Raw genomic sequence first — 22,886 nt, forward strand, 5'->3', positions numbered from 1 at the left:
CGCGCGCCCCGCGCACCCGAACGGGCTCGGCGCGGGAGCCGGGAGGCGGCGGGGTGGCGTGGGACGCAGGGGGCGGGCGCGAGTCGGCGCGGGACGCCGGGATGGGATGGGATGGGGCGGGGCGGTCAGCCGGTGGTGGCCGCCGGCTGCTGGGCGCGGCTCACGTCGTACACGCCGGGCACGTCGCGCATGGCGCGCATCAGGCCGGGCAGTTCGGCGGCGTCGGCGAGCTGGAGGGTGTACGTGTGCCGGACGCGCTGCTCGCTGGGGGGCTCCACGGTGGCCGAGACGATCGCCGCGCCCGCCGTCGCGATGGCCTCCGTGAGGTCGGCGAGCAGCCTCGGCCGCCCGAACGATTCGGCGACCAGCGTGACCCGGCACTCGGCCGCCTCCCCCCACCGCACGCCGACGGGCACCCGGCCGGCCGCCTCCATGCGCCGCACGGCGGGGCATCCGACACGGTGGACGGTCACGTTCCCGCCGCGTACCGGGAAGCCGGTGACCGCGTCGGGCGGCACGGGCGTGCAGCAGCGGGCCAGCCGCACCTGGGCGCCCGGCAGGTCGGCCACGACGGCGTTCGCCGCGGCGTCCCGGGGGGCCGGGGCGTCGGCGCACACGGTCGCGGCCGGGGGGCGCGGGGCGGCCGCCGGGACCTTCACGCCCTCCGGGTGCGCGGCGAGCCAGCCGGTGATGGCGATGCGGGCGGCCGGGGTGCGGGCGTGCTCCAGCCAGTCGGGCGAGGGCCCGGACGCGGGGTCGTGCACCGGCGTGCGGACCGCGGCGCCGGTGCGGGCGGACCCGGCCGCGGCGGGCCCCGGCAGGTCGCCCGGCGCCGCGTCCTCCCGGGCGAGCAGCGGCTGCACGGTGTCCCCGTCGTTCAGGACGGTGCCGAGCGCCGCGAGGCGGCCGTTGACGCGGGCGCCGACGCAGGTGTGGGCCGCCTCGCCGTACTGGGCGTACGCCGCGTCCACGCAGGTCGCGCCGGCCGGCAGCGCGAGGGTGCCGCCGTCCGGGCGGAAGACGGTGATCTCGCCGTCCTGGGCCAGATCGGCGCGGAGCGAGGTCCAGAAGGTGTCGGGGTCGGGGGTGGACCGCTGCCAGGCGAGCAGCCGGGAGAGCCAGCCCGGCCGGGTGGGGTCGGTGCGCTCGCCGTCCTCGCCCACGGGCTCGGTGCCCTCGGCGGGTGCCGCGTACGGGTTGCCGAGGGCGACGACGCCGGCCTCGGCGACCTTGTGCATCTGGTGGGTACGGATGAGGACTTCGGCGACCGCGCCGTCCGGCGCGGCGACGGCGGTGTGGAGCGACTGGTAGAGGTTGAACTTGGGCGCCGCGATGAAGTCCTTGAACTCGGAGATGACCGGGGTGAAGCAGGTGTGCAGCTCGCCGAGGACCCCGTAGCAGTCGGCGTCGTCGCCGACCAGGACGAGCAGCCGCCCGAAGTCGGTGCCGCGCAGTTCGCCGCGCTTGAGCCGGACGCGGTGCACCGAGACGAAGTGGCGTGGCCGCACCAGCACTTCGGCCGGGATGCGGGCCTCTCTGAGCACCGTTCTGACGTCGTCGGCGATGGCGGCCAGGGCGTCCCCGGCGGTGGCGTTGTCGGCGACGAGGGCGCGGGTGTTCTCGTACTCGGCGGGGTGGAGGATGGCGAAGACCAGGTCCTCCAGCTCGGTCTTGAGGGCCTGGACACCGAGCCGTTCGGCGAGCGGGATGAGGACGTCGCGGGTCACCTTGGCGATCCGGGCCTGTTTCTCGGGGCGCATCACGCCGAGCGTGCGCATGTTGTGCAGCCGGTCGGCGAGCTTGATGGACATGACCCGTACGTCGTTGCCGGTGGCGACGAGCATCTTGCGGAAGGTCTCGGGCTCGGCCGCGGCCCCGTAGTCGACCTTCTCCAGTTTGGTGACGCCGTCGACGAGGTAGCAGACCTCCTCGCCGAACTCCTCGCGGACCTGATCGAGGGTCACGTCGGTGTCCTCGACCGTGTCGTGGAGGAGGGAGGCGGTCAACGTGGTGGTCTCGGCGCCCAGTTCGGCGAGGATCAGGGTGACGGCGAGCGGGTGGGTGATGTAGGGCTCGCCGCTCTTGCGGAACTGGCCGCGGTGCGAGGACTCGGCGAGGACGTACGCCCGGTGCAGCACGGCCAGGTCGGCGTCCGGGTGGTGTGCGCGGTGGGCCTCGGCGACGTGGCTGATGGCGTCGGGCAGGCGGTCCCTGGCGCCGGGGCCGAGGAGTGCGGCGCGGCCGAGCCTCCGGAGGTCGATCCTGGGGCGGCCGCGCCGACGGCTGGGCGCGGGGTTCGTGGCCTCTGCACTCAGGTTGGTGGCCTCTGCGCTCATGGGCACCTCCGACGGCGTCGACCGGCGGTGGGGCGGGCAGGCGTGCCCGCCGGGCCGGTGCTTGATGCTACCGAGCCCACCACGTAGTGCTGACCCGCTCTCGCTCAGCGTGAACCGGATCACCCATTCGAGCGACGGTTGCGCAAAGGTCGGGCAGGGGTCTCAGACGAGCGCGGCGGTGAGCCAGGCGGGGTCGATCCGGCCCTCGGCGACGATGACCGCGGGACCGGTCATCTCGATCTCGCCGTCGGGCCGCTCGGTGATCACGAGCGTCCCGCCGAGGACGTCGACGGTGTACGTGACCGGGGTCCCCGTCTCGGCCGGGTCGGCGCCGTCGCGGCGGGCCGCGGCGACGGCCACGGCGCACGCGCCCGTGCCGCACGAGCGGGTCTCGGCCGCGCCGCGCTCGTGGACGCGCATGGCGACGTGCCGGGGGCCCCGGTCGGCGACGAACTCGATGTTGACCCCGTCTGGGTAGACCGCGGCGGGCGTGTAGGGCGGCTCGGTGAACAGGTCGCCGGCGTGGTCGAGGTCCTCGACGAACGCCACGGCGTGCGGGTTGCCCATGTTCACGTTGCGCGCCGGCCAGCTGCGGCCGTCCACGGTGACGGTGACCCCGTCCTCGGGGAGCCGGGCGCGGCCCATGGAGACGGTGACGTCGCCGTTCTTGGCGAGGTGGACGAGCTTGACGCCGCCGCGGGTGGCGACCGCGACGTCCCCGGCGGTGAGGTGTCCGGCGTGCTGGAGGTAGCGGGCGAAGACCCGTACGCCGTTGCCGCACATCTCGGCGACCGAGCCGTCGGCGTTGCGGTAGTCCATGAACCATTCGGCCTCGTCGGCCATGTCCCGCGCGTCGGGGTGGGCGGCGGACCGGACGACGTGGAGCAGCCCGTCGCCGCCGATGCCGGCCCGGCGGTCGCAGAGGCGGGTGACGACGCCGGGGGTCAGGTCGAGCGCGTTCTCCGGGTCGGGCACGATCACGAAGTCGTTCTCGGTGCCGTGGCCCTTGAGGAAGGCGACGGGAGCGCTGGTCACGGGTGCGGTGGTCACGGGATCAATCGTACGGGTGCGGCCGGACACCCGGCCGGTCGGCCCGTAGCGCCACCCGCCCCTGGTTCCGCGGGGCTCGCCGGGGCCGGCCGGGTCGGGGGGCCGGGGCCCGGCGGGCGGACGAGCGGGGCGCCGGCGGCTCCGCAGGCGGCCGAGCCGGGCGGCGGCGTCAGCGGAGGCGGGCGACGCGCCAGACGGCCAGGGCGACCGGGACGGCGACGCCGACGACGTACAGGGCGATCACGCGCCAGTCCGGGCGCTCGCCGGAGCCGCGGGCGGGCAGGCCCGGCCAGGTGTAGCCGACGCGGCGGGCGGCCATCATGCCCCACCCGGCGGCGCAGCCGCACAGCAGCAGGCCGAGCATGGCGAGGACCGCGCCGCCGTCGCCGGAGCCGAAGGCGAGGGGGAATCCGAACATCAGCGAGCCGATCACGGCGAGCCCGACGATGGGCGCGAGCTGCCAGATGCGCAGCTTGCGCTGCGGCCGCAGTTCGACCTCGACCTCGTCGGGGGCGATCGCGGGGGTCCCGTCCTCGTTGAGGTCGGGGCCGTCCGGGCTCAGGCCCGGTGCGTCACCGGCCACCCGTGGCTCGTCCGGTGCTTCCTGGTGTTCTCTGTCGCGAGGGCCGGCCTCCATCGCCACGCGCCCTCCCCACTCGGATTCCACTGGTCGATCGATGCTCGATGATGGCACGCCCTTGACCGCCGGAATGACGGGCAGGGCGTCCCGATGCCATCACGTGATCAGGCTGTAACCGCTCGTTCGACCAACGCCAGCGCCCGACGCGGAAGTTCCGGGCGGTCCGCGGCGGCGCCGCTGAGCCAGTGGACGCGCGGGTCGCGCCGGAACCAGGAGTCCTGGCGGCGCGCGAAACGCTTGGTGGCGCGTACGGTTTCGGCGCGCGCCTCGTCCTCGGTGCACTCGCCGGCGAGCGCGGCGAGGACCTGCTGGTAGCCGAGCGCCCGCGAGGCGGTGCGGCCCTCGCGCAGGCCCCGCGCCTCCAGGTCGCGGACCTCGTCGACGAGGCCCGCCTCCCACATGCGGTCCACGCGGGTGGTGATCCGTTCGTCCAGCTCGGGGCGGGCCACGTCGACGCCGATCTGCACGGTGTCGTACACCGAGTCGTGGCCGGGGAGGTTGGCGGTGAAGGGCCGGCCGGTGATCTCGATGACCTCCAGGGCACGGACGATCCGGCGCCCGTTGCTGGGCAGGATCGCGCGGGCGGCCTCGGGGTCGGCGACGGCGAGGCGGGCGTGCAGGACGCCGGAGCCGCGCTCCTCCAGCTCGGCCTCCAGGCGGGTGCGCACGGCCGGGTCGGTGCCGGGGAACTCCAGGGCGTCGATGGCGCCGCGCACGTACAGCCCCGAACCGCCGACGAGGACCGGGGTGCGGCCGGCGGCGAGCAGCCGGTCGATCTCGGCGCGGGCCAGCCTCTGGTACTCGGCGACGCTGGCCGCCTCGGTGACGTCCCAGATGTCCAGGAGGTGGTGCGGGACGCCGCCGCGCTCCTCGGGCGTCAGCTTGGCGGTGCCGATGTCCATCCCCCGGTAGAGCTGCATGGAGTCGGCGTTGACGACTTCACCGCCCAGCTGCTGGGCGAGGTGGACGCCCAGATCGGACTTTCCGGCCGCCGTGGGGCCGACGACGGCGATGACCCGCGGGGCGGGAGGTGCAGTTCTCACCGCCCCAGTCTCGCAAACCTCGCACCGGGTCCCCGAACGAGTTACGTGACGGCGCGACATCGGCGTCGTTGCCTGTTGCGAGGTTCCGACCGCCGGTTTACGGACCGGCTTCCACCGGGCGACGCAATGGGACGCTCCGGACGGCGCGGGATTTCGCCCACACGAGTACGCTATGGAGTTGATATGGGCGTTTTTGCACGGTTTCGCCGACGTAAGGAGTCTGCCGAGGTCTCGCCCCAGGAGGAGTCGGCCGTGACGTCGGCCGACCAGGCGGCGGAGGGCGCGGAGAACGCCGCCGAGGGGCCCGGCGCGACGGACGCGGCGGACGCGACGGAGGCGACCGACCCGGCGGGCACGGAACCGGAGGCCGCCGCCGAGGGCGTGGAGATCCCGAAGCAGCAGAGGGCCGAGGAGGCGGCGGACAACGAGGCCGGCGAGAGCGCCCGAAAGTAGGATCCTCACGACGGTTACTCCGAGGGAAGGTGCCCCATGGGCTTCCTGCATTCGTTGAAGGCCAAGCTCGGTCCCGCCAAGGAGAAGGTTTCCGACCTCGCGCAGCAGCACGAGGGCAAGATCGACCACGGGCTGGAGAAGGCCGCGAGGATGGTCGACCGGAAGACCAAGGGCAAGTACAGCGACAAGATCCAGTCGGGTACGGGCAAGGCCAAGAACGCCGTGGGCCGGATCGCCCACATGGACGGGAGCGGTACGCCGCCCACCCCGCCGGCCCCTCCGGCCGCCTGACCCCGTACAGCCGGCCACGGCATCACGGACGGCCGCGGAGCACACCACCGTGCTCCGCGGCCGTCCGCCGTTCCGTGCCGGGTGACCGGGGGCGCCCCCCTCGGGGCGCGGACGCGGTCAGGACCAGGCGGCCACGAAGTAGCCGACGCCGTACGGGGCGTCCTCGTACAGCAGGCGCCCCTCCAGTCCCGCGCCCTCGGCGGCACCGGCCAGGACCTGCCACGGCGCCCGCCCGGCCGCCTTCAGCTCGTACGCGAGGTGCTCGTCCAGCGCCGCGAGGGCGGCCGTGTCCGCCGAGCCCAGCGCCCGGGCGGCCCCCTCGTCGAAACCGGCGGCCCGCTCGTCGAGGTAGCCCGGCGCCTTGAGAGTGCGGCACGCGCTGCCGTCCCCCAGCACCAGCAGCGCGACACGCCCGGCCCGTGCGGCGACCTCGCGGCCGGCTCCCGCGCACTTCGCGGCCGGGAGCCGCTCGCCCACGGCGAGGCCCTCGACCGGGGCGTGCGACCTGCCGGCGCGCTCCAGCAGCCAGGCGCCCACCGCGAGGGGCGCGGGCAGCCGCCGGACACCGCCGGGCCCCGTACCGAGCCGTACGTCCAGGTCGACGCCGAAGCCCCGGAAGTCGCCCGCCGTCCCCGCCGGGTACTCCTCGGGCTCCTCCGCCGCCCCCGGGCCGACCACGACCAGCAGGTCCGGGCGCGAGGCGGCGAGCACCGCGAGCGCGTCGGAGCAGGCCGTGCGCGCCCCGTCGAGCTCGGGCGCGGCGCCGGCGGCGACCTCGGGGACGAGGAGCGGGGGGCAGGGGCAGACGGCGGCGGCGACAAGCATGATCCGCAGCGTAGCCGGTGCCGCCGTACCTGCTTTCCGTGACCGGGCGCGGGGGCGCGGCCGGTCCGCGGACGGACGCGACCGCCCCGGCGTGCCCCCGCGGGCCGGGCGTACCCCCGGGTGCCGGCCCGCCCAGGCGGCTACCGGCGCTCCCCGGCGGCTGCCGGCGTGACGCCTGGCGGTGCCGGGGCGCCCTGCCGGTGCCGGCCGGCCGTCAGCCGGCCGTCAGCCGACCGCGCAGCCGCCCGTGACCGGCGGGAGCGGGGCCGGGGCGCCGATCTGCGGGAGGCCCAGCATGACGCCGGCGGGCCGGGCGGCCTCGGCGGCGTTCCGCTTCTCCCAGGCGTCGCCCGCGCGGGTGCGGCGGACGGTGGTGGTCGGGCCCTCGGCGAGGAGGTGGTGCGGGGCGGCGTAGGTGATCTCGACGGTCACCACGTCGCCGGGGCGCACGTCCTGCTCCGGCTTGGTGAAGTGCACCAGGCGGTTGTCGGGGGCGCGGCCGGAGAGGCGGTGCGTGGTGCCGTCCTTGCGGCCCTCGCCCTCCGCGACCATGACCTCCAGGGTGCGGCCGACCTGCTTCTTGTTCTCCTCCCAGGAGATCTCCTCCTGGAGGGCGACCAGGCGCATGTAGCGGTCCTGCACGACCTCCTTGGGGATCTGCCCGTCCATGGTCGCCGCCGGGGTGCCGGGGCGCTTGGAGTACTGGAAGGTGAACGCCTGGGCGAACCGCGCCTCGCGCACCACGTGCATGGTCTGCTCGAAGTCCTCCTCCGTCTCACCGGGGAAGCCCACGATGATGTCGGTGGAGATGGCGGCGTGCGGGATGGCCTTCCGCACCTTGTCGATGATCCCGAGGAAGCGGTCCTGGCGGTACGAGCGGCGCATCGCCTTCAGGACGGTGTCCGAGCCGGACTGCAACGGCATGTGGAGCTGCGGCATCACGTTGGGCGTCTCGGCCATCGCGGCGATGACGTCGTCGGTGAAGTCGCGCGGGTGGGGCGAGGTGAAGCGGACGCGCTCCAGGCCCTCGATCTTCCCGCAGGCGCGCAGCAGCTTGCTGAACGCCTCCCGGTCGCCGATGTCGGAGCCGTACGCGTTGACGTTCTGGCCGAGCAGGGTGATCTCGGAGACGCCCTCGGCGACCAGTGCCTCGATCTCGGCCAGGATGTCGCCGGGACGGCGGTCCTTCTCCTTGCCGCGCAGCGCCGGGACGATGCAGAAGGTGCAGGTGTTGTTGCAGCCGACGGAGATCGAGACCCATGCGGCGTACGCGGACTCCCGCCGGGTCGGCAGGGTGGAGGGGAAAGCCTCCAGCGACTCGGCGATCTCGATCTGCGCCTCCTCCTGGATGCGGGCGCGCTCCAGGAGCACCGGCAGCTTGCCGATGTTGTGCGTACCGAAGACGACGTCGACCCACGGCGCCTTCTTGACGATGGTGTCGCGGTCCTTCTGGGCGAGGCAGCCGCCGACGGCGATCTGCATGCCGGGCCGCTTGGTCTTCATGGGGGCGAGGCGGCCGAGGTTGCCGTACAGCTTGTTGTCGGCGTTCTCGCGGACCGCGCAGGTGTTGAAGACCACGACGTCGGCGTCGCCGTCGGAGCCCTCGGGGGCCCGTACGTAACCGGCGCCCTCCAACAGGCCGGAGAGGCGCTCGGAGTCGTGAACGTTCATCTGGCACCCGTAGGTGCGCACCTCGTACGTCTTCAAACCGTCCACTACTCCGCCAGCCACGTCGTTACCGCTCACCCGTCCAGGGTAAGGGGTCCCGTCGGCCCGCCCTGCTGCATCCGGACCGCCGGGCCGCCGGGCCGCCGGAACGCCGGGCCGTCGGGGAGAAGGGCGGGTCCCGCCCTTCGGCGCGGTGTCAGGTCACGGCGCGGAGGGTGGCGCACAGCGGGGCCGAGGGCAGGAGCAGCAGGCCCACCCGGGGCCGCACCTCGGCGTCCGGGAGGTCGAGGCGGAAGCGCTGCGCGAGCGCGGCGAGCACGAGCACGGCCTCCACCTGGGCGAACCGGGCGCCGAGGCAGGTGCGCTGTCCGCCCCCGAACGGGAACCAGGCGTGATCGGGCACGTCACCGGAGCCGCCCCCGTCCCACCGCTCCGGGCGGAACTCGCCGGCCCCCGCGAACCAGCGCGGGTCCCGGTGGGTGGTCCACGGGCTGCACCAGACGACGGTGCCGGGCGGGACGCGCCTGCCGCCCAGGACGGCGCCCTCCCGGGCCACCCCGGCGAGGAGCCAGGCGGGCGGGTAGAGCCGGAGGGCCTCCTTGACGATCTGCTGGGTCCAGGTGAGCCGGTCGTGGTCGTCGATGGTGGGCGGACGTCCGGCCAGGACGCGGTCGAGCTCGGCGTCGAGCCGTTCCCGGACGGAGGGGTGGCGCGACAGCAGGTACCAGATCCAGGTCAGCGCGGTCGACGTCGTCTCGTGCCCGGCCGCCCACAGGGTGACGGCCTCGTCCCGCACCTCGTGGGGCGACAGGGGCATGCCGTCCTCGTCACGGGCGGCGAGCAGGCGGTCCAGCAGGTCGTCGCGGCCCTCCCCGCCGCCCGGGCCGCCGCCCGCTGTGTTCCCGGCCTCCCGCGCCCCGCCCGACCGGGCGCGGATCAGCCGGTGGACCTCGGCGTCGATCGTGGCCACGGCCGCCCGCAGCCGCCGCCGTGCCGGCGTGGTCACCCAGCCGGGCAGGAAGAGGCTGACGCTCCGCAGCTCGGCGCCGATCTCGTGCTCCGCCACGTTCATCGCGCGGGCCAGCTCCCCGGTCGCGTCGCCGAGGTCGTTGCCGAACAGGCAGCGCAGCACCACGCGCTGGGTGATCAGCGCCATCTGCCGGCGCACGTCGATCCGCTCGCCGTCCCGCCAGCCGTCGGCGGCGGACCGGGCGCAGTCGACCATCGTGGCGGCGTAGGTCCTGACCTGACGGGGCCGGACGGTCGGCTGCACGAGCGAGCGCTTGCGGCGCCAGTCGGCGCCGCCGCTCATGATCACGCTCTCGCCGACGACCTGCTTGAACGCCCAGCCGATGTCCAGGATGTCGTACGTGTGCTCCCGGGCGGCCAGCATCTCGGCGATGTGCTGGGGGTGGGAGAGGAACACGCTCCGCCGGGGCCCCAGCGACCAGAGGACGGCGTCGCCGTGGTCGTCGCGCAGCCGCTCCAGGAAGGCGAGGGGGTCCCTGCCGAACGCGGGGAGGTTCCCGAGGACGGGCAGGCCCCGCGGGCCGGGGACGGGGGCGAGGGGGGTGCGGCAGGTGGTCACGGGGGCTCCAGCGGTCGGACCGGCGGCGGTGGTACTCGACACCCCTAACGCCCTGGGCCCCGCCAGGTGGCGACCCGCCCCGGCCGGCCGGGGCGGCACCGTGCGAGGCGCGGCGGCGGGGGCACGTCGTGCGGGGCGCCGGGCACGGCGTCCGTATACGGCATCGGGGCCGGCGTCCCGTATCGCGTCTCACGCACGGCGTCACGTACGACGCCGGGGCCCGGTGTCCCTCAAGGCGCCACGCAGGACGTCGTGGACCGCGTCACGTCCGGCGCCCCATGTCCGGCGTCTCACGCAGGGCGTCACGTAGGGCGACCGGCCCGTCGCCGAACACGCCTGGCCAGCACCCGGAGCGAGCTGGCAGGATCGCGCCATGCTCCAGGTCCCGTCCCGCATCACCCGCCGCCGCACCCTCCAGGGGTCGGCGGTGGGTCTCGTGGTGCTGGGTCTGCTCCTGTGGTGGCTGGTGCCCGCCGGGGAACCGTCCCCGCGCGGCAAGGTCACCTTCAGCACCGGTGTGCCGACCGGGGTGTACCAGCGGTACGGCGAGCTGCTGGAGGAGGCCCTCGGGCGCAACGTGCCCGACGTCGCCATCACCCTCCTCGACAGCGAGGGCTCCCGCCAGAACCTGGCGCGGCTGGCGTCCGGGGAGGCCGACTTCACCATCGCCACGGCCGACGCGGTCGCCACGTACATCCGGGACAGCCGGCCCGGCGCGTACGACCTGCGCGGCTGCGCCCGGCTGTACGACGACTACGTGCAGCTCGTCGTGCCCAGGGGTTCGAAGGTGCGCTCCACCCGTGACCTGCGGGGCCTGCGGGTGGGGGTCGGGCAGGACGGGTCGGGCGTCCGGCTGATCGCGAACCGGCTGCTGCAGGCCGCCGCGATCGACCCGGAGACGGACATCGAGCCCGTGTCCGCCGGCATCGACACCATGCCCGCCCTGCTGGAGAAGGGGCGGCTCGACGCGTTCTTCTGGTCGGGCGGCCTGCCCACCAGCGCCGTGCAGAAGCTCTCCGAGCGCTTCCCGATCCGCCTCGTCCCGCTGGACGGCGAGCTGATCAACGGCGTGCACGAGGGCGGTGGCAGCGGCCGCTACTACCGTTCGGCCGTGGTGCCCGCCGACGCGTACGCGCTCGCCCAGGAGGGCCGGCCGGTCGAGACCGTGGCCGTGGCGAACCTGCTCGTCACCACCGACCGTACGGACCCGGCGCTGGCGGAGGCCTTCACGCGCACGGTCATCCAGAGCCGGGACCGCATCGGCCGCGAGGTGCACCCCGCGCAGCTGGTCGACCTGCGGACGGCCGTCTACACGGATCCGCTGCCGCTGCACGAGGGCGCGCGGCGCTACTACCGTTCGGTGAAGCCCTAGGGAGTGTCCGCAAAGTATCGGCGTCCGCCCGGAGGCCGGGCGGGACTCCGCGGACTCGCTCCGCGCCGGTTCCGTACGGTCCCGCCCGCTTTGGGCGCCCCGCACCCTGCGCCCCGCGGCCGGCCGCGCGGGCCCGGCGGCCCGGGCCGACCGCTCAGGCCGTGTCCGGCGCGCTGCGCGGGACGGTGACCGTGACGCGCAGGCCGTGCGGCTCGTGGTGGGCGTACGTGATCGAGCCGCCGCCCGCGGCGAGCAGGGCGCGCGAGATGGAGAGGCCGAGGCCGGAGCCCTTGACGTTCTGGTGGCGGTTGCTGCGCCAGAAGCGGTCGCCGACGCGCGCCAGTTCGTCGTCGGTCAGACCGGGGCCCCGGTCGGTGACCACGATCGTGGAGGTGTCGCCGTCCGCCGCGACGGTCACGGTCACCTCCTCGCCCGAGGGCGTGAACTTCAGCGCGTTGTCGATCACCGCGTCGAGCGCGCTGGACAGGGCGACGGGATCGACCCAGGCCGTCACGGCCGTACCGCGGCCGGTCAGGCGGACGCCCCGCTCGTCGGCGAGGGGCCGCCAGGCGGCCACGCGTTCGCCCGCCAGCTCCCCGATGTCGGTCAGCCGCAGATCGGCGGACGCGTGCTCGGCGAGGGCGAGGTCCAGGAGGTCGTCGAGCACCTGGGCGAGGCGCTTGCCCTCGGTGCGTACGGAGGCGATCTCGTCGTTGCCGGGCGGCAGTTCCAGCGCGAGCAGCTCGATGCGGAGCAGGAGCGCGGCGAGCGGGTTGCGCAGCTGGTGCGAGGCGTCGGCCACGAAGGCCCGCTGCTGTTCCAGCACCTCCTCGACGTTGTCGGCCATCTCGTTGAACGAGCGCGCCAGGCGCCGCAGTTCCGGCGGGCCGCCGGCCGCGGCCACCCGGGAGTTCATCCGGCCCGTCGCGATGTCGTGCGTGGCGGCGTCCAGGACCTTGACGGGCTTGAGCACCCACCCGGTGAGCCGGAACGCGGCACCGACCGCCAGGAGCATCGCCGCGACCTCACCGGCGGCGATCAGCAGCCAGCCGTGCAGGATGCGGGAGCGCAGCTGCCCGGTGGGCGAGTCGGTGAGCACCACGGCGACCACGTCGCCGTCCCGTACCACGGGTGAGGCGACCGCGAGGCGGGCGTCGCGCTGCCAGGGCCAGACCTGCGGCGGGTCGTGGCTGCGGCGGCCCAGGAGGGCCTCGCGGAAGGCGCGGCGGGGCTCGCCGCTCTCGGGTACGTCCCAGTCCTTGGGGGCGCGGGCCATGGTGGTGGTGTCGCGGTAGAAGACGCCGACCTGGATCCCGTACACCTCGTGGTAGCGGACGAGTTCGCCGTGCAGGGTGGACTGCCGCTCGTCGATGCCCGGCCCGCGCTCGGTGACGAACTGGGCGAGCGCCGCGAACCGTGCGGTGTCGTCGATCCGGTCGACCACGACGGTCTGCTGCTGGGCGGCGGCGAGGCTGGCCGCGAGCGGGAAGCCGAGCGCGAGCAGCACGCCCGCCATGAGGACGAGGAGGAGGGGGAGCAGTCGGGTGCGCACAGGGGCTTCAGGGAGTTACGCGGCCGGCGCGACCAGGCGGTAGCCGACGCCGCGGACGGTCTCGATGAGGGCGGGCATCCGCAGCTTGGCGCGCAGGGATGCCACGTGGACCTCCAGGGTGCGGCCGGTGCCCTCCCAGCTGGTGCGCCAGACCTCGCTGATGATCTGCTCCCGGCGGAAGACGACACCGGGCCGCTGCGCGAGCAGGGCGAGCAGGTCGAACTCCTTGCGGGTGAGCTGGACCTCCGCGCCCTCGACGCTCACCCGCCGGGTGGACAGCTCGATGGTGACGGGGCCGAGCCGCAGTGCCGCCGCCTCGTCCGTGCCGCCGGAGCCGCCCGTACCGCCGCCGCTGTCGTCAGGGTCCGCGGCGGCGGAGCGCCGGCTGACGGCGTGGATGCGGGCGAGCAGCTCACCGGTGTCGTACGGCTTGGTGACGTAGTCGTCGGCGCCCAGGTTCAGCCCGTGGATCCGGGAGCGGACGTCGGCCCGCGCGGTCACCATGATCACCGGGGTGGTGGTGAGCTTCCGGATCTTGCCGCACACCTGGTAGCCGTCCTGGTCGGGCAGGCCGAGGTCCAGGAGGACGACGCCGAAGGGCGCCCGTCCGGCGTTGGCGGCGGGCAGTACGGCCTGGAGCGCCTCCTCGCCGTTGCGGGCGTGGGTGACGTCGAAGCCGTGCTTCTTGAGGATCGCGGACAGGGCCGCGGCGACGTGGTCGTCGTCCTCGACGAGCAGCAGTCTCATGGCCCCCCTCCGAAAGGTGCGATCGCTTCGGTGACCTTAAGGCCACCTCGGCATGAACGCTGATGTGCGGCCCGCCAGTCAAGAGGGTTCCGGCCGCCGGGCGGGTTCCGTTATGCACCCGTTCTCCACACCACCGCCCCGGCGCCGTCCCGTTCACGCATAGTGTCCGGTTGAAGCCGGATCGTTATGCTCAATTTCCGCTCAGATGTAATGACGCTGGTCGCACCGCGTGCTTAATGTCCTCTCCAACCGAGCAGGACGGAGCAAGAAGCCGATGAGCGGAGTGTCAGTGACCAAGGGCGCGGAGGATGCCGTACCGACGGCGGGCGACCTGGTCGTGCTGAGCAACGTCAACAAGCACTTCGGCGCGCTGCATGTGCTCCAGGACGTCGATCTGACCATCGCCCGTGGCGAGGTCGTGGTCGTCATCGGGCCGTCCGGGTCCGGCAAGTCCACGCTGTGCCGCACCATCAACCGCCTGGAGACGATCGACTCGGGCGGCATCACCATCGACGGCAAGCCGCTGCCCCAGGAGGGCAAGGAGCTCGCCCGGCTCCGTGCCGACGTCGGCATGGTCTTCCAGTCGTTCAACCTCTTCGCGCACAAGACCGTGCTGGAGAACGTCGTGCTGGGCCAGGTCAAGGTCCGCAAGGCCGACAAGAAGGCCGCGGAGCAGAAGGCCAGGACGCTGCTCGACCGGGTGGGCGTCGGCTCGCAGGCCGACAAGTACCCGGCGCAGCTGTCCGGCGGCCAGCAGCAGCGCGTCGCGATCGCCCGCGCCCTGGCGATGGACCCGAAGGTGATGCTCTTCGACGAGCCCACGTCGGCGCTCGACCCCGAGATGATCAACGAGGTCCTCGAGGTCATGCAGCAGCTGGCGCGGGACGGGATGACGATGATCGTCGTCACCCACGAGATGGGCTTCGCGCGGTCCGCCGCCAACCGGGTCGTCTTCATGGCGGACGGCCGGATCGTCGAAGAGGCGACGCCCGAGCAGTTCTTCAGCAGTCCGCGCAGCGACCGGGCCAAGGACTTCCTGTCGAAGATCCTTCACCACTGACGGATCCCGCTGGCCTCCAGCGGTGACGACGACCAACGAACCACGACATAAGGGATGTTCACCATGAAGCTCCGCAAGACGGCCGCGCTGGCCGTTGCTGTGCTCGCGCTGTCCGCGACCGCCTGTGGTGGCAAGGAGGGCTCCGCGGGCGACAAGCCGGCCGGCGTCCAGCCCGGCGCCACGAACGCGCCGGCGCTGCCGCAGTACGTCGTCGCGACGAACGTCGACCTGAAGGGCTCGGCGACCTTCAAGGCCGCCAAGGAGCGCGGCAAGCTGATCATCGGCTCCAAGGCGGACCAGCCGTACCTCGGCTTCGAGGACCAGGCCACCAAGAAGCGCTCCGGCTTCGACGTCGAGATCGCCAAGATGATCGCCGCGGAGCTGGGCTTCACCGAGTCCCAGATCGAGTGGAAGACGGTCGACTCCAGCACCCGCGAGACGGCCATCTCCAAGGGTCAGGTCGACTACTACGTCGGCACCTACACGATCAACGACAAGCGCAAGGCGCAGGTCGGCTTCGCGGGCCCGTACTACAAGGCCGGCGCCGACCTCCTGGTCCGCAAGGACGAGACCGCGATCACCGGCCCGGAGACCGTCAAGGGCAAGAAGGTCTGCTCGATCAAGGGCTCCACGCCGCTGCAGGAGATCAAGCAGCCGAAGTACGGCGCGAGCACCACCGAGCTCGGCAAGTACTCGGACTGCGTCCAGCAGCTCCTCACCAAGCAGGTCGACGCGGTGACGACGGACGACGCGATCCTCAAGGGTTACGCCGCCCAGAACCCCGGCAAGCTGAAGGTCGTCGGCAAGCCGTTCACGCAGGAGCCGTACGGCATCGGCATGAACAAGGAGGACAAGGTCCTGCGCGAGGCGGTCAACAACGCGCTGGACAAGAACATCAAGGGCGGCATCTACAAGAAGATCTACGAGGCCACCCTGGGCCTGTCCGGCTCGGAGTACACCGCGCCGCCGGCCCTCGAGCGCTACTGACCGACGCCGCTCCGGGACGGAGCGCCCCGTACCGACGCGTACGGGGCGCTCCGCCCCGTGCCCGGCGCGCCGCCCGACCGGACGCGCCCGGCACGCCGCGGGCGCGTCGCGGACGCACGTACGCACACGGCACGCGACGCGCCCCGCGAGCGCCACGGCACGGGAAGGGGCACGGGCACCGGTGCTCGCAGCCGCACCCGCGCCCGCACCCCCCGTGCACGCCGCTTCCCCCATGCATCCGACACCCGCACACCGCCCCGTACACCGCTCGCACGCACCTTGACCGCCAGCCGCTGACCGCCGACGCGGAGACCCCATGAACGTACTGCTCGACCACTTCTCAGAGTTCCGCGACGGCTTCATAGGAACCGTGTCGATCACCGCCGTCAGCACCGCCATCGCGCTGGTCCTCGGCATCGCCATCGCCGGCTTCCGGGTCTCCCCCGTCCCGCCGCTGCGCTGGTTCGGCACGGCATGGGTGACCCTGCTGCGCAACACGCCGCTGACGCTGCTGTTCCTGGTGACGACGTTCGTGGTCCCGGAGATCCTCTTCCCGGGCATGAGCGCCTTCGTCCTCGGATCGATCGCGCTCGGCTTCTACACGTCGTCCTTCGTCTGCGAGGCCGTCCGCTCCGGCATCAACACGGTGCCGCTGGGCCAGGCCGAGGCGGCCCGCTCCCTGGGCATGACCTTCTCGCAGACGCTGCGGCTGATCGTGCTGCCGCAGGCCACCCGGACCGTGCTGCCGCCGCTGAGCTCGATCTTCATCGCGCTCACCAAGAACTCGGCCATCGCCGGCGCCTTCAGCGTCACCGAGCTCTTCGGATGGCAGAAGCTGATGAGCGAGGACGGGTACGACATCATCCCGATCTTCCTCTGGGTCTCCCTCGCCTACCTGGTGGTCACCTTCTCCATCAGCGGTGTCTTCCGCATCCTTGAGCGCCGTATGGAGGTCGCCCGATGAGCGCCAGCGTTCTCTTCGACGCCCCCGGCCCCAAGGCCGTCATCCGCAACCGCGTCTACGCCGTCCTCGGCACCCTGGCCATCCTGGGGCTGCTCGCCGTCACGATCGTCCGGCTGAGCGACAAGGGGCACCTCGCCCCCGAGATGTGGGACATCTTCAACTACGCGGGCATCCGGCAGAACATCGCCGACGCCATCCTCGCCACCCTCAAGGCGTTCGGCATCGCGGCCGTCGGCTCGCTGGTGCTGGGCGTGCTCCTCGCCGTCGCCCGGCTCTCCGACCACAAGCCGGTCCGGTGGCTGGCGACCGGCTTCATCGAGCTGTTCCGCTCCATCCCGCTGCTCATCACGATCTACGCCGTGTGGGTCGGTTTCCTCACCGACTACTCGATGTGGGCCCTCGCAGTCGGACTGTCGATCTACAACGGCTGTGTCCAGGCCGAGGTGCTGCGCGCCGGTGTCAACTCCGTGCCGAAGGGCCAGCGGGAGGCCGCGTACGCCCTCGGCATGAGCAAGACGCAGGTCATGACGACCGTCCTGATGCCGCAGGCCGTCCGGGCGATGCTGCCGACGATCATCAGCCAGCTGGTGGTGACCCTCAAGGACACCTCGCTCGGCTTCATCATCCTGTACCCCGAACTCCTCCAGACCGCCCGCCTCATCGCGTCCAACACGCAGGTCAACGGCATGTACCCGTACGTGTCGACGATCGTGGTGGTCGGCGCGATCTACGTGGCGATGTGCCTGGCGCTCTCCGCGCTCGCGACCTGGATCGAGAAGCGGGGCCGCCGCGCCAAGACCGGCATCGGACCGGCCGCGCCGGCCGGCAACGCGGCCGTCCTCGGCGGCGACGCCGGGAACGCCGCCGCCAACACGATCCTGCTCGGCGGGGGCGACGGTGGGGCCGGCGGGGCCATTGACAAAGGCACCGGCGGGACCGGCAGCTGACACCATGTGACATCATCCGGGTGTCTTGAGCGAGTGACGGGGGCAGTGGCGGTCGCGCCGCTGCCTCCGTCACTTGACGCAAGCACTCGCAGTGGGTTGCATACGTTCTGTGATCGCGTCGCGTCGGGCTCCAGCCGCACTCTCCCGTGTTTCCCCTGCTCACCGCATGGCCGTACACGCCACAGGAGTCGCACCGTGGACCCGGTGATCGTGGTCGGCGCCGGCCCGGTCGGGCTGGCGCTCTCCCTCGCCCTCGCCGCGCAGGGCGTACCCGCGGTCGTCCTGGACGAGGGCCCCGGCAAGGAGGAGCCGCGCGCGGCGCGCACCGCCGTACTCCGCCCCGACACGGCCTTGTTCGTCGAGCGGCTGGGCTGCGCCACCGTACGCGACGAGGGAGCCCGCTGGACCGGCTGGCGGTCGATGCGCCGCAGGCAGCAGATGCGGCACGTCGAGTTCGGCCCCGGGGCCCCGTCCCCGCTGCACATCCCGCAGCACGCCCTGACCCGCGGACTGCGGGAGGCCATCGCCGCCCTGCCGGACCCCGCACTGGTGCGGGTGGTCACGCACAGCCGCCTGGACGGCATCGAACAGGACGCGCACGGCGTCACCGCGCACACCCGCGGGCCCGGGGAGCCCTGGTGGCGGGGCAGCCACCTGGTCGGCTGCGACGGGGCCCGGTCGACCGTGCGCAAGCTGCTGGGCGTCCGCTTCCCGGGCCGCACGGCCGTCGAACGGCACGCCGTCGCCGCCCTGCACGCCGAACTGCCTTGGCCGGACGAGGCCCTGCTGCACCGTCAGCCGCCGTGGCGCGGCGTGGGCGAGGAGGTCACGGCCCGGCCGCTGCCCGACGGCGGCTGGCGGCTGGACTGGCTGCTGCCTCCGCGCGGCGACCTGGTCACGCCCGACGCGCTGGTGTCGCGGATCCGGGAGACACTGACCGGCTGGTGCGGTGACACCCCGGCGTACGACCTGGTCGACACCGGCGTCTACACCCTCCACCACCGGCTCGCCAAGCGGTGGCGGGTGGAGCGGGCGTTCCTCGCCGGGGACGCCGCGCACCTGCTGGGCGCGCTCGGCACGCAGGGCCTGGACGAGGGGCTGAGGGACGTCGAGAACCTGGCGTGGAAGCTCGCGACGGCCTGGCACCACGGCGCCTCGGACGTGCTCCTGGACAGCTACCAGGCCGAGCGGCGCACGGCGGTCGCGGCCCGGCTGCGCGCGGCCGACCAGTCGTTGCCGGTGCTGCGCGGCGCCGGCGGCCTGCGGACGTACCTGCGGGGCGGCGGGCACGACTCCCTGCTGACCGACGGCCACGTGGGGCGCGGCCCGCTCGGCGCGCCGCCCGCCTACCCGCACTCCCCCATCGCGCCCCCGCACGCCGAGGGACACACCGGTGTCGGTACGCCGCTGGGGGCGCCGGTCGAGGACGTACGGGTCACGGCTCCGGAGGACGGCACGACGGCGCGGCTGCGGGACCGGCTGGGACGCGGCCGGCTCCTCGCCGTGCTGGTCGCGCCGGGCACGGGGGTGTGGGACCGGCGGCACTGGATGTCCGCGGGCGTGATGCCCCGGCTGGTGGAGGCCGTGTCCGCGCTGCCGGTGGAGGGCGAGGTGCTGGTCACCGAGGCGTACCCCGGCGCGGCCGCGCACACCGTCCTGCTGGTGCGGCCCGACGGGCACTTGGCCGCGGCCTTCGGCGGCGTACGCCCCGAGGAGCTGTACGCGGCGGCCGACGCGGTGAGGGGCGGCGCGCCCTCCCACGAGCACACGGACCGGACGGCCGACGTCGTGTGACGGTGCACCGCGCCGCACCGGCCCGGTGGACGCCGTCCCCGGGCCGGCCGACGCCGGGGTCCGGTGGCGGACCTCGTGTCGCGGTGGACGTCGTTTGACGGGTGCGGAAGTCCGTGCTGTACTCCCGATCATGAACGGCACCGATGTGCGCCTGTGGCGGAGGGTCCATATGGACCTGGTCCGCTATGCGGGCTGCGTGTGTCGTCCGTCCTGCTGAACTCGCCCTTCCCTTTCCGCGCGCGCCGGTGCCGGGCCACAGGTCCGTCCGTGCCCGTGACCCGCGCGCGGTTTCCGCGACTTCGAGTCCAGGCCCCCAGGACGGTTTCCCGTGTCCCAGTCTGTCTCCGTTCCCGTACAAGGGACTGAGGCGGCGGCGCCGACCGCTGCCCATCTCCACGACTTCGTCCGCCGCGCCGCGGCCGACGCCCGACTGATCGCCTCGCTCCCCCTCGACCCGGAGGGCCGCACCTGGGTGCGGCTCGACGGTCCGGGCGGCAGCGAGGCCTGGCTCATCGGCTGGCCTCCCGGAACCGGTACGGGATGGCACGACCACGCCGAGTCGTTCGGCGCCTTCGCCACCGCGCGGGGCGCGCTCAAGGAGAACTCCCTTGCCGTGCGGCTGCCTTCGGGCGGCTGGCGGGCGCTCGAACTGAACGAGGGCGTCGACCGCGAGCGCCTGCTGCGGTCCGGCCAGGGGCGGGCCTTCGGCCGGCACCATGTGCACGAGGTGCTCAACGAGTCCCGCACCGAGCACGCCGTCTCGGTGCACGCGTACTACCCGCCGCTGCCCCTGATCCGGCGCTTCAGCCGTACCGGCCCGGTGCTGCGGCTGGAGCAGGTCGAGCGGCCGGAGGACTGGCAGTGAACATCGACGAGTTGCTGGAGCGCGTCAGGACGGGCCTGGACCGGGTGGGCCCGCGGGAGGCGTTCGCCGCGGCCGAGGCGGGGGACGCGCTGCTGGTGGACATCCGCTACGCGGCGCTGCGCGAGCGCGACGGGCTGATTCCGGGGGCGCTGGTCGTCGAACGCAACGAACTGGAGTGGCGCCTCGACCCGCTGGGCAGCCACCGCGCCCCGGAGGCGGTGAGCCACGACCTGCGGGTCGTGGTGGTGTGCAACGAGGGGTACGCGTCCTCCCTCGCGGCCGCCTCCCTGCACCAGTTGGGCCTGCACCGGGCGACCGACCTCATCGGCGGCTTCCAGGCGTGGAAGGCCGACGGCCTGCCGGTCACCGCGCCCTGAGGCCCTTGCCCGGCGTGCTCGCCCCCGCGGGCGCGCCGGTACCGCCGGGCCCCCGCCCCCGTCCCGCGGGCGGGCGGCCCCGTCGGCTGCCGCCCCAGCGCGTTCCCCCTTCCGGGCCCTCCAGCCCTGGGGTCCCCCGCCCGGCCTCCGGTGCTTCCAGCCCTGAAGGCCGGGAGCCCGCCCGGTGCTTCCGGTCCTCCGGCTCTCCCGGTCGTCCGGCCCGCCCGATCGTCCGGCCCAGCGGCGCTCCGGTCCTTCCTGGTCCCCCGGCCCGTCGTTCCCCCGGTCCTCCCCCTCCGGTCAGAACCCCTCGGGCGGCAGGTCCTCCGTGTCCTCCCCCTCCGCTTCGAGCGCCTGCCGCACCACCCGCAGGGCCATGCCCTCCGGGTAGCCCTTGCGGGCGAGCATGCCCGCGAGGCGGCGGAGCCGACGGTCACGGTCGAGCCCGCGGGTCGCCCGGAGCTTGCGGGCGACGAGCTCCCGGGCCGTCTCCTCCTCCTGCTCGGAGTCGAGCTGCCCCACCGCTTCGTCGATCAGCTCGGCGTCCACGCCCTTGGTCCGCAGCTCCCGTGCGAGGGCGCGGCGGGCGAGGCCCCGGCCGTGGTGCCGGGACTCCACCCACGCGCCCGCGAAGGCCGCGTCGTCGATCAGGCCGACGTCCTCGAAGCGGGAGAGGACCTCGTCGGCGACCTCGTCCGGGATCTCGCGTTTGCGCAGCGCGTCCGCGAGCTGCTTGCGGGTGCGCGGGGTCCCGGTGAGCAGGCGCAGGCAGATCGCCCGCGCCCGCTCAGCCGGATCCTGGGGCGACAGCTCCTTCTCGGCCCTCGACGAGTCGGCGCTGTCGCCCGGCCATTCGGTGCGCCTGGCCATGGGGTCAGGCCTTGGCGGCCGCGGTCTTGGTCGCCTTGGTGGCCTTGGCCGCCGGGGCCGGGACCGACTTCGCCGGCTCGTCCGCGGCCGGGGCGCCCGCCGCACCCGTCTCGTCCGCACCGGTGTCGGCCGCCGGGGTCTCGGGCCGGACGCCGACGCCCAGCTTCTCCTTGATCTTCCTCTCGATCTCGTTGGCGAGATCCGGGTTGTCCTTGAGGAAGTTGCGGGCGTTCTCCTTGCCCTGGCCCAGCTGGTCGCCCTCGTACGTGTACCAGGCGCCCGCCTTGCGCACGAAGCCGTGCTCGACGCCCATGTCGATCAGGCCGCCCTCGCGGCTGATGCCCTGGCCGTAGAGGATGTCGAACTCGGCCTGCTTGAAGGGGGGCGCGACCTTGTTCTTGACGACCTTGCAGCGGGTCCGGTTGCCGACCGCTTCCGTGCCGTCCTTGAGGGTCTCGATGCGGCGGATGTCGATGCGCACCGAGGCGTAGAACTTCAGCGCCCGGCCACCGGTCGTGGTCTCGGGCGAGCCGAACATCACGCCGATCTTCTCGCGGAGCTGGTTGATGAAGATCGCCGTGGTCTTCGACTGGTTCAGCGCGCTGGTGATCTTGCGGAGTGCCTGGCTCATCAGACGGGCCTGGAGACCGACGTGCGAGTCGCCCATCTCGCCCTCGATCTCCGCACGCGGCACGAGCGCCGCCACGGAGTCGATGACGATCAGGTCGAGCGCGCCGGAGCGGACCAGCATGTCCACGATCTCCAGGGCCTGCTCGCCGTTGTCGGGCTGGGACAGGATCAGGTTGTCGATGTCGACGCCGAGCTTCTGGGCGTACTCGGGGTCGAGGGCGTGCTCCGCGTCGACGAACGCGACCTGGCCGCCGGCCTTCTGCGCGTTGGCCACGGCGTGCAGGGTCAGGGTCGTCTTGCCGGAGGACTCCGGGCCGTAGATCTCCACCACACGACCACGCGGCAGGCCGCCGACGCCGAGCGCGACGTCGAGCGCGGTCGAACCGGTCGGGATGACCTCGATGGGCTCCCTGGACCGCTCGCCCATGCGCATCACTGCGCCCTTGCCGAATTGCCGTTCAATCTGTGCGAGCGCGGCGTCGAGCGCCTTCTCGCGGTCGGTTCCTGCCATGGGTTCCACCCGATTTGCTTGAGTCGATCGCTTCACGTCAAAGACGCTAACCCCTGCCACTGACAATGGGCCCCGACGTCCCTCCGACCTGTGGATAACCCAGCGGCCGGCACCCTGCCGTCCCCGTGGTTCCGGGCCGGAACCCCATAAGAATGGATGTTCGATTTTGGTGTCAAGCGAGCCACACCGGTCCGCGGCGGGGCGTCGCGGGCGCGGCCCGCGCGGGTGAACCGGGGGCCGGCGGGCCGCCGCCGGGCCGCCGGGCGGCGCCCATTCTTCGTAGCATGGCCCTCCCCTCCCGTGCTCGTCGCAGCCG

General features: G+C 73.4%; 22 protein-coding genes. 11 read left to right on the plus strand and 11 right to left on the minus strand.

Features of this window, described 5'->3' with window-relative positions:
* Window positions 1-125: 125 nt before the first annotated feature.
* From A4V12_RS24345 to miaA, 4 genes are all read right to left on the minus strand, one after another.
* The gene (locus tag A4V12_RS24345) at window positions 126-2,315 is read right to left on the minus strand and encodes a RelA/SpoT family protein (protein ID WP_064071582.1); all 2,190 of its coding nucleotides are present in this window, start codon (window positions 2,313-2,315) and stop codon (window positions 126-128) included.
* 183 nt (window positions 2,316-2,498) lie between these two features.
* Window positions 2,499-3,371, minus strand: a complete 873-nt coding sequence (gene dapF, locus A4V12_RS24350; protein WP_064071583.1) for a diaminopimelate epimerase — start codon at window positions 3,369-3,371, stop codon at window positions 2,499-2,501.
* 184 nt (window positions 3,372-3,555) lie between these two features.
* Window positions 3,556-4,023, minus strand: a complete 468-nt coding sequence (locus A4V12_RS24355) for a hypothetical protein (RefSeq protein WP_064071532.1) — start codon at window positions 4,021-4,023, stop codon at window positions 3,556-3,558.
* A 107-nt stretch (window positions 4,024-4,130) separates the two neighbouring features.
* Window positions 4,131-5,069 carry a tRNA (adenosine(37)-N6)-dimethylallyltransferase MiaA gene (gene miaA, locus A4V12_RS24360; RefSeq protein WP_064071533.1) on the minus strand — a complete coding sequence of 313 codons (939 nt, stop codon included), beginning with the start codon at window positions 5,067-5,069 and terminating at the stop codon, window positions 4,131-4,133.
* A 252-nt stretch (window positions 5,070-5,321) separates the two neighbouring features.
* On the opposite strand from miaA, the gene A4V12_RS24365 reads away from it, so the two are divergent.
* On the plus strand, window positions 5,322-5,522 hold the full coding sequence (locus tag A4V12_RS24365) for a hypothetical protein (RefSeq protein WP_064071534.1): 201 nt from the start codon (window positions 5,322-5,324) through the stop codon (window positions 5,520-5,522).
* 36 nt (window positions 5,523-5,558) lie between these two features.
* On the plus strand, window positions 5,559-5,813 hold the full coding sequence (locus A4V12_RS24370; RefSeq protein ID WP_064071535.1) for an antitoxin: 255 nt from the start codon (window positions 5,559-5,561) through the stop codon (window positions 5,811-5,813).
* Between the two features lie 117 nt (window positions 5,814-5,930).
* Here A4V12_RS24370 and A4V12_RS24375 read toward each other — a convergent pair whose 3' ends face one another.
* From A4V12_RS24375 to A4V12_RS24385, 3 genes are all read right to left on the minus strand, one after another.
* Entirely contained in the window at window positions 5,931-6,638 is a 708-nt protein-coding gene (locus A4V12_RS24375) for a class III extradiol dioxygenase subunit B-like domain-containing protein (protein WP_064071536.1), read from the minus strand.
* Between the two features lie 225 nt (window positions 6,639-6,863).
* Entirely contained in the window at window positions 6,864-8,354 is a 1,491-nt protein-coding gene (gene miaB / locus A4V12_RS24380) for a tRNA (N6-isopentenyl adenosine(37)-C2)-methylthiotransferase MiaB (protein ID WP_199831369.1), read from the minus strand.
* Window positions 8,355-8,502: 148 nt separating this feature from the next.
* The gene (locus A4V12_RS24385) at window positions 8,503-9,894 is read right to left on the minus strand and encodes a cytochrome P450 (RefSeq protein WP_064071538.1); all 1,392 of its coding nucleotides are present in this window, start codon (window positions 9,892-9,894) and stop codon (window positions 8,503-8,505) included.
* A 373-nt stretch (window positions 9,895-10,267) separates the two neighbouring features.
* Between A4V12_RS24385 and A4V12_RS24390 the strand changes: the two genes are divergently transcribed.
* Window positions 10,268-11,266, plus strand: a complete 999-nt coding sequence (locus A4V12_RS24390) for a TAXI family TRAP transporter solute-binding subunit (RefSeq protein ID WP_064071539.1) — start codon at window positions 10,268-10,270, stop codon at window positions 11,264-11,266.
* A 154-nt stretch (window positions 11,267-11,420) separates the two neighbouring features.
* Here the strand turns inward: A4V12_RS24390 and A4V12_RS24395 are convergent, their stop codons facing one another.
* Complete coding sequence (locus A4V12_RS24395) at window positions 11,421-12,818, minus strand: sensor histidine kinase (protein WP_064071540.1); 1,398 nt, start codon at window positions 12,816-12,818, stop codon at window positions 11,421-11,423.
* Window positions 12,819-12,833: 15 nt separating this feature from the next.
* Window positions 12,834-13,565 (minus strand): response regulator transcription factor, encoded by a 732-nt coding sequence (locus A4V12_RS24400; RefSeq protein WP_064071541.1) that lies wholly within the window; start codon window positions 13,563-13,565, stop codon window positions 12,834-12,836.
* A 274-nt stretch (window positions 13,566-13,839) separates the two neighbouring features.
* Here A4V12_RS24400 and A4V12_RS24405 point away from each other — a divergent pair, with 274 nt between their 5' ends.
* The 8 genes from A4V12_RS24405 to A4V12_RS24435 all read left to right on the plus strand — a co-directional run bounded on the left by A4V12_RS24405 (window position 13,840) and on the right by A4V12_RS24435 (window position 20,559).
* Window positions 13,840-14,625, plus strand: a complete 786-nt coding sequence (locus tag A4V12_RS24405) for an amino acid ABC transporter ATP-binding protein (RefSeq protein ID WP_064071542.1) — start codon at window positions 13,840-13,842, stop codon at window positions 14,623-14,625.
* 63 nt (window positions 14,626-14,688) lie between these two features.
* The gene (locus A4V12_RS24410) at window positions 14,689-15,612 is read left to right on the plus strand and encodes a glutamate ABC transporter substrate-binding protein (protein WP_064071584.1); all 924 of its coding nucleotides are present in this window, start codon (window positions 14,689-14,691) and stop codon (window positions 15,610-15,612) included.
* 316 nt (window positions 15,613-15,928) lie between these two features.
* Complete coding sequence (locus A4V12_RS24415) at window positions 15,929-16,576, plus strand: amino acid ABC transporter permease (RefSeq protein WP_064071543.1); 648 nt, start codon at window positions 15,929-15,931, stop codon at window positions 16,574-16,576.
* A complete protein-coding gene (locus tag A4V12_RS24420; RefSeq protein WP_064071544.1) occupies window positions 16,573-17,523 on the plus strand; it encodes an amino acid ABC transporter permease in 951 nt (316 codons plus the stop codon). Before A4V12_RS24415 ends, A4V12_RS24420 begins: the two co-directional genes overlap by 4 nt.
* Window positions 17,524-17,718: 195 nt before the next feature.
* Window positions 17,719-19,317, plus strand: coding sequence for an FAD-dependent monooxygenase (locus tag A4V12_RS24425; RefSeq protein ID WP_064071545.1), 1,599 nt, complete (start codon window positions 17,719-17,721; stop codon window positions 19,315-19,317).
* Window positions 19,318-19,447: 130 nt separating this feature from the next.
* A complete protein-coding gene (locus A4V12_RS39820) occupies window positions 19,448-19,534 on the plus strand; it encodes a putative leader peptide (RefSeq protein ID WP_344429281.1) in 87 nt (28 codons plus the stop codon).
* A gap of 111 nt (window positions 19,535-19,645) precedes the next feature.
* Window positions 19,646-20,182, plus strand: a complete 537-nt coding sequence (locus A4V12_RS24430; RefSeq protein ID WP_064071546.1) for a cysteine dioxygenase — start codon at window positions 19,646-19,648, stop codon at window positions 20,180-20,182.
* Window positions 20,173-20,559 carry a rhodanese-like domain-containing protein gene (locus A4V12_RS24435; protein WP_064071585.1) on the plus strand — a complete coding sequence of 129 codons (387 nt, stop codon included), beginning with the start codon at window positions 20,173-20,175 and terminating at the stop codon, window positions 20,557-20,559. The genes A4V12_RS24430 and A4V12_RS24435 overlap by 10 nt, the downstream gene beginning before the upstream one ends.
* 300 nt (window positions 20,560-20,859) lie before the next feature.
* On the opposite strand, the gene recX is transcribed toward A4V12_RS24435, so the two are convergent.
* The gene (gene recX, locus A4V12_RS24440) at window positions 20,860-21,429 is read right to left on the minus strand and encodes a recombination regulator RecX (RefSeq protein ID WP_064071547.1); all 570 of its coding nucleotides are present in this window, start codon (window positions 21,427-21,429) and stop codon (window positions 20,860-20,862) included.
* Window positions 21,430-21,433: 4 nt separating this feature from the next.
* Entirely contained in the window at window positions 21,434-22,570 is a 1,137-nt protein-coding gene (gene recA, locus A4V12_RS24445) for a recombinase RecA (RefSeq protein ID WP_064071548.1), read from the minus strand.
* Window positions 22,571-22,886: the final 316 nt, after the last annotated feature.

It is taken from the genome of Streptomyces noursei, assembly GCF_001646665.1.
In the GTDB taxonomy this organism is placed as follows: Bacteria; Actinomycetota; Actinomycetes; order Streptomycetales; family Streptomycetaceae; genus Streptomyces; species Streptomyces lavendulocolor.

Excerpts from the sequence above, each read along its gene's own strand:
- recA (WP_064071548.1), bottom strand. The coding sequence starts at position 22,570 with ATGGCAGGAACCGACCGCGAGAAGGCGCTCGACGCCGCGCTCGCACAG.
- A4V12_RS24390 (WP_064071539.1), top strand. The coding sequence starts at position 10,268 with ATGCTCCAGGTCCCGTCCCGCATCACCCGCCGCCGCACCCTCCAGGGG.
- A4V12_RS24410 (WP_064071584.1), top strand. The coding sequence starts at position 14,689 with ATGAAGCTCCGCAAGACGGCCGCGCTGGCCGTTGCTGTGCTCGCGCTG.
- A4V12_RS24415 (WP_064071543.1), top strand. The coding sequence starts at position 15,929 with ATGAACGTACTGCTCGACCACTTCTCAGAGTTCCGCGACGGCTTCATA.
- recX (WP_064071547.1), bottom strand. The coding sequence starts at position 21,429 with ATGGCCAGGCGCACCGAATGGCCGGGCGACAGCGCCGACTCGTCGAGG.
- A4V12_RS24375 (WP_064071536.1), bottom strand. The coding sequence starts at position 6,638 with ATGCTTGTCGCCGCCGCCGTCTGCCCCTGCCCCCCGCTCCTCGTCCCC.
- A4V12_RS39820 (WP_344429281.1), top strand. The coding sequence starts at position 19,448 with ATGAACGGCACCGATGTGCGCCTGTGGCGGAGGGTCCATATGGACCTG.
- A4V12_RS24405 (WP_064071542.1), top strand. The coding sequence starts at position 13,840 with ATGAGCGGAGTGTCAGTGACCAAGGGCGCGGAGGATGCCGTACCGACG.
- A4V12_RS24370 (WP_064071535.1), top strand. The coding sequence starts at position 5,559 with ATGGGCTTCCTGCATTCGTTGAAGGCCAAGCTCGGTCCCGCCAAGGAG.
- A4V12_RS24355 (WP_064071532.1), bottom strand. The coding sequence starts at position 4,023 with ATGGAGGCCGGCCCTCGCGACAGAGAACACCAGGAAGCACCGGACGAG.
- A4V12_RS24400 (WP_064071541.1), bottom strand. The coding sequence starts at position 13,565 with ATGAGACTGCTGCTCGTCGAGGACGACGACCACGTCGCCGCGGCCCTG.
- A4V12_RS24420 (WP_064071544.1), top strand. The coding sequence starts at position 16,573 with ATGAGCGCCAGCGTTCTCTTCGACGCCCCCGGCCCCAAGGCCGTCATC.